Annotated in this window: 7 protein-coding genes; all 7 read right to left on the reverse strand. The window is 42.8% G+C overall.

Features of this window, described 5'->3' with window-relative positions; all coding sequences use genetic code 11:
* Positions 1-520: 520 nt before the first annotated feature.
* Complete coding sequence (gene modB / locus JMX48_RS13835) at positions 521-1,225, reverse strand: molybdate ABC transporter permease subunit (RefSeq protein ID WP_201538754.1); 705 nt, start codon at positions 1,223-1,225, stop codon at positions 521-523.
* A gap of 44 nt (positions 1,226-1,269) precedes the next feature.
* Positions 1,270-2,127 carry a molybdate ABC transporter substrate-binding protein gene (gene modA / locus JMX48_RS13840; RefSeq protein ID WP_201538755.1) on the reverse strand — a complete coding sequence of 286 codons (858 nt, stop codon included), beginning with the start codon at positions 2,125-2,127 and terminating at the stop codon, positions 1,270-1,272.
* Positions 2,120-2,611 carry a molybdenum cofactor biosynthesis protein MoaE gene (locus JMX48_RS13845; RefSeq protein ID WP_201538756.1) on the reverse strand — a complete coding sequence of 164 codons (492 nt, stop codon included), beginning with the start codon at positions 2,609-2,611 and terminating at the stop codon, positions 2,120-2,122. The genes modA and JMX48_RS13845 overlap by 8 nt, the downstream gene beginning before the upstream one ends.
* 212 nt (positions 2,612-2,823) lie before the next feature.
* A complete protein-coding gene (locus tag JMX48_RS13850; RefSeq protein ID WP_201538757.1) occupies positions 2,824-3,105 on the reverse strand; it encodes a MoaD/ThiS family protein in 282 nt (93 codons plus the stop codon).
* A gap of 26 nt (positions 3,106-3,131) precedes the next feature.
* Positions 3,132-3,656, reverse strand: coding sequence for a cyclic pyranopterin monophosphate synthase MoaC (gene moaC / locus JMX48_RS13855; RefSeq protein ID WP_201538758.1), 525 nt, complete (start codon positions 3,654-3,656; stop codon positions 3,132-3,134).
* Between the two features lie 25 nt (positions 3,657-3,681).
* Positions 3,682-4,395: a molybdenum cofactor guanylyltransferase gene (locus JMX48_RS13860; protein ID WP_201538759.1), complete on the reverse strand. Its 714-nt coding sequence runs from the start codon at positions 4,393-4,395 to the stop codon at positions 3,682-3,684.
* A complete protein-coding gene (gene moaB / locus JMX48_RS13865) occupies positions 4,382-4,918 on the reverse strand; it encodes a molybdenum cofactor biosynthesis protein B (RefSeq protein ID WP_201538760.1) in 537 nt (178 codons plus the stop codon). The genes JMX48_RS13860 and moaB overlap by 14 nt, the downstream gene beginning before the upstream one ends.
* Between the last annotated feature and the right edge of the window lie 129 nt (positions 4,919-5,047).

Raw genomic sequence — 5,047 nt, forward strand, 5'->3', positions numbered from 1 at the left:
TTCAGTTGGTTAGAATACCGGCCTGTCACGCCGGGGGTCGCGGGTTCGAGTCCCGTCCGCTGCGCCATATTTAAAACGAATTTAGACTTTCGAGTTTAAGCAAGTTTCGCCTCAAACATAACTTTGTTTGAGGTTTTTTTGTGTCTGAACTTCTCTTAAAATCCTTTATCTATATGGGCCAGATGTTTGTCATGTATCTACCTTTAAGAAATAGTCTGCCCTTTAACAATGCATAAATTATGGGATCTCGTACATACGCTCTACTTTTCGAAAATAGGCGACCAATTGCTCGGTGACTAAGCGGTGACCATCTTGTGACTAAGATTTTTGGTGACCAAGGTTATTAAAAATTGCTTGCGGTAACCTATACCTTAAATTCATATTTATTTATCAAAATAATCAGTTTGATAAAGCAGTCTCAACTGTAACCGCCCTATTTGTAAATATTTTTTAGCCTTACTTTAATATTATTGTTAAAGACAATCAGACATCGTAAACGCTTGGTTGATCTCTGACCTCTTTAGCTTGAGCGCTGACCCATTCGACTCACGCTCGCAATCAAAACAACCATGACAACGCCGATAATAATCAGAATACCTGACATGATATGCGCCGCTTCGTAATTTAGCGCCTCAACTTGCTCATATATCGCAATCGACACCACCTTCGTCTCACCTGAAATACTACCGCCTATCATGAGCACAACACCAAACTCGCCAATAGTATGGGCAAAGCTGATCAAGCTGCCCAGTACAATACCCACGCGCGCTTGCGGTAATACCACTCTAATAAAACGCCTAAAATAACTGGGCTCTAGTAAATGAGCAACATCCATGACGTTTCGCGGAATGCGCAAAAACTGCGCATAAACAGGCTGAATATAAAAAGGTAATGAATAAATAATGGAACCGATAACAAGGCCTTCGAAAGTAAAAATCAACGAGCTAATGTTGTGCTCATTTAGCCACTTACCAATACCCATGCTAGGGCTTAGCAGTAGCAAAAGATAAAAACCGATGACGGTAGGAGGCAAAACGAGTGGCATGGCAATGATGCCCATGAGCAAAACTTTGAAACGTGACATAACTTGAGTACGGCTAGGTTTGGCGAGCCAATATGCTAAAGGGGTTGCAAACACTAACAAACACAAAGTAGTGACACTGGCAAGCTTGATGCTTACCCAAAATGGACTCAGCATATCTGACATAAGAGATGGATCTATCATAATGTCACTGCTCACTCCACTGGTAGAATTTATATCGAAGTTGACTATTGAACGGTCAAATAGCCTGCTTTTATGAAATGCTGCTTTCCTACTTTTGAGCGCAGATAATCGGCAAATTCTGTCGCACTGGTTTGGTCACTGATAACGATTCCATCTTGTAAGATTGCCGGATAAGATGCGGGTTCTAAAGTAATAAACTGCTCGGGCTTGGCGTTAATAGCCACGATTTGTGACTGTGCGACCAAACCATAATCAACATTGCCCGTATGCGCGTATTGAAAGGCTTGACCAATATTTTCTGCCTGTATTAAACGTTTTTGTTGAATTAAATCATTATAAATATTTTGCGATTGAAGATACGCTTTTGCAGATGCGCCGTAAGGGGCAAGTTCAGGATTGGCAATGGTCACTTTGCTATTGCTGTCGTTCAATAATGAATCAGTCAGTGCAGCTGGGTTAAGCTCATTCAAAGGTTTAGTGACACTATATAGCGCCAACTGACCTTGGGCATAAGTAAATGGGCTGTAGGTTGGGCTATGAGTGACTTTGTTTTTATCCGTATTCTTAGTTGCCGTTTCTGCCGCAAGCTTGGCAGGAAAGTCTTGATTGGCAGATAAAAATAAATCATAAGGGGCACCCGCTTTAATTTGAGCGTACAACTTACCTGAAGAAGCATAAGTCACTTCAATATTTTGCGCAGGGGCACTTTTATCTGCTTTATAGTCGTCAATAATAGTCGGCAGTACGTCAGATAGATTGGCAGCCGCCGCGATACGGAGCGTTTGGGCTTGCTCAGCTGGCTTAGCAGTAGAGGCAGTCTCAGTGCTACTTTCTTGCGTACAAGCGTTTAATGCCAATAATAGGCAGGCAGACATAGATGCTGCAATCGTGCGCTTATCCATTATTACTAAGCCACTTAGAAGAATCATCTTCGTAATATTCTTGTTTCCACACCGGAATGTCCGCTTTAATAGTGTCCAATATCCAGCGGCAAGCATCAAATGCCGGATAACGATGGGCAGAAACCACGCCAACCCACACCGCAACATCGCCAATTTCTAAGGCTCCGATACGATGTATTGCAATGGCATGCGTAATCTCGAACCGCTTTTTCGCCTCTTCTATAATGGCACGACCCTGATTCAGTGCTAAGTCTTCATAACCATAATAAGTCAAACGATCAACGCTCGTGGCATTATTGTGATTGCGTACGCGACCTTCAAAACATACAAATGCCCCACAGCTGTCATCATCCAGCATATTTTTTAGTCGATTTTCGTCGATGGCGATGTCTAATAGCGCAAAGCCATCACGTGCAGCAAGTTCATATACCTCATCAACGCTACGCTTGATAGTCATGGCATGGCTATGGACATTATCTGTCATTTATTCTCTTCTCTCTATTTATCATTTTTTAATATGGCGTTTTTTATCGTTGATTGACTTCAGAAAATATCATATTACTAAAGTCAATTTTTCGCAGCCTCTATCGGCAACGGCACAGCAAGCAAGCAAGCAAGCAAGCAAGCAAGCAAGCAAGAAAAATTTATCTCAGTAGTGTAAAACTATTTATTAATTATTACTGATTATCTTAAAAATCAACCACCCGCGACGGGCGTGATAAATACGACGCTATCACCGTCATGAATGGAATCTGTCCACTTAGCAAAGTAATCATTAACCGCCACCCGTAGCTCTGACTGCGGACGACTAAAACGATGCGTTTGGCACAGCTGCTCATAAAGCTCAGTCAGTGATGTCGATTGCTGAACGATGACGGTCTCTTGTTGGCAATTGGCTTCATCCGCTAGGCTGGCGAAATATAAGACGTTAATGTTCATCATTGATTCGATATTAGCATCCACCGCAAGCGTACTCATAAACCTCTCCTCTCTTTGTAATCTATCTAGGGCGTATTCTTATAATCTGACTTACCACCCGTCTTTTTTATGAGGTGAATATCATCGATAACGATGTCATGTGATAAGGCTTTAGTCATATCATAAATGGTCAAGCAGGCAACGCTGACAGCGGTCAATGCTTCCATCTCAACACCCGTCTTATGTGTAACTTTGACCACGGCACTGACACTAATGCTGTTAAGGGCATCATTATAATCAAAGGTTAAACCGATTTTATCTAGCGGCAGTGGATGGCAAAGGGGAATCAAATCATGCGTACGCTTGGCGGCCATGATACCTGCAATGTGTGCTGTTTGAGTGATGCTGCCCTTTTTGGTCATACCATCAGCGGCTTTAATTTGCTGATAAATCTCACTAGGAAAGCGGACTTGCCCGACAGCAGTCGCCTCTCGTGTCGTTGCCGTTTTGCCACTGACATCGACCATAGTGATATCGCCATTACTGTCTAAGTGCGATAAGGCGGATGGCGTGTTTTTCTGATGACTGTTTTTTTGACTATCAATACTCATGTAATATTTCTCTCGATAAACCTTTTTATAAATCGCTTAGAGCCGCACAAGCACGTGTAAAGTCTTCGGGCGTATTAAAATTGGTCAAGTCCTGCCAATTATCTGAAAAACATAAAGATTGCATTATAGGCTGAATAAACGGGATAACTCTACGCTGACCACTATCAATATATGCTTTTAGATGAGGTTCAATACTGACTCGGTAAATCCCTAACAATGGATATAAATGACTGTCATCCGTTAAGAAAATGACTTGTTTATCCGCCGATTGCGCTATTGATGACTTCAGCTTTTGCCACAGATCGCTAGCTGGTATCAAGCTATCACAGCTAATAACCAATAGCCACGATGACTGCTTGTTTTCTGGTATACCTGAGTCGTTCAAATTGATCAAGGCTTGCAAGGCAGATTCAATGGCAACCAATGCACCACCAGTATCCACTTGTCCATCGCTATTAGTAGCACCATAGTCAGAGATGTAAGAAACTGGTGACTGTGATTTACCAGAAATAAGATCTTGATGGACGCCAAAACCACGCTCATTATCTGCAATCATAATGGGCACATTCAAACCCAACGAATGTCGCAGATGATAGTCCAGCAAAAACTCACCTGTCGGCAGAGTCAGCTTGGCTTTGGGTGTTCCCATGCGCTTAGATGCGCCACCCGCCAATATGACAATTCCTGCCAAACTATCCATACGGCTTGCTAGATGGCTTGAGCGTTCAGTCATGGTCATGACTAGGATTTTGTGCCATGAAATGTGGTACAAAATTACACGGACGAGTACGGCTATCAAACTGCTCTTTTAAGATATTTTCCCAACCAGTACGGCACGCACCAGAAGACCCAGGTAAGCAAAATATACCAGTGCCATTCGCCATGCCAGCGACCGCTCGTGATTGCACGGTTGACATACCAATCTCGTCTTTCGAGATTAAGCGGAACATCTCACCAAAGCCATCAATGGATTTATCGAACAAGACTTTTACCGCTTCTGGCATGCTATCTCTAATAAAGAACCCCGTACCGCCAGTCGTTATCACTGCATGAACTTTTGGATCTGCAATCCAGCTGCTAATTACTGCTCTTATCTGATAAATATCATCAGTAATCAGCTTACGGTCGGCCAAATGATGCCCTGCTTCCATCAAGCTATCTGCTAAATATTGTCCCGAGGTGTCCTCTGCGAGCGTGCGGCTATCAGATACGGTCAATACAGCGATATTCAGTGGGGTAAATTTCGCAGCGGGCTTGGTCATAGATATTCCTTGATAGCGTTAATAGGTAATGATTGAAAGTGTGGTTTAGCCAATGCTAGATGCTAGATGCTAGATGCTAGATGCTAGATGCTAGATGCTAGATGCTAGATGCTAGATGCTAGATGCTAG

Origin of the sequence: Psychrobacter immobilis, assembly GCF_904846225.1 — a bacterium.
In the GTDB taxonomy this organism is placed as follows: Bacteria; Pseudomonadota; Gammaproteobacteria; order Pseudomonadales; family Moraxellaceae; genus Psychrobacter; species Psychrobacter immobilis_F.

What these genes read in the sequence shown, in the direction of transcription:
- JMX48_RS13845 (WP_201538756.1), bottom strand. Translation starts at nt 2,611, where the DNA reads ATGACAGATAATGTCCATAGCCATGCCATGACTATCAAGCGTAGCGTT.
- JMX48_RS13850 (WP_201538757.1), bottom strand. Translation starts at nt 3,105, where the DNA reads ATGAGTACGCTTGCGGTGGATGCTAATATCGAATCAATGATGAACATT.
- moaC (WP_201538758.1), bottom strand. Translation starts at nt 3,656, where the DNA reads ATGAGTATTGATAGTCAAAAAAACAGTCATCAGAAAAACACGCCATCC.
- JMX48_RS13860 (WP_201538759.1), bottom strand. Translation starts at nt 4,395, where the DNA reads ATGACCATGACTGAACGCTCAAGCCATCTAGCAAGCCGTATGGATAGT.
- moaB (WP_201538760.1), bottom strand. Translation starts at nt 4,918, where the DNA reads ATGACCAAGCCCGCTGCGAAATTTACCCCACTGAATATCGCTGTATTG.
- modA (WP_201538755.1), bottom strand. Translation starts at nt 2,127, where the DNA reads ATGGATAAGCGCACGATTGCAGCATCTATGTCTGCCTGCCTATTATTG.
- modB (WP_201538754.1), bottom strand. Translation starts at nt 1,225, where the DNA reads ATGATAGATCCATCTCTTATGTCAGATATGCTGAGTCCATTTTGGGTA.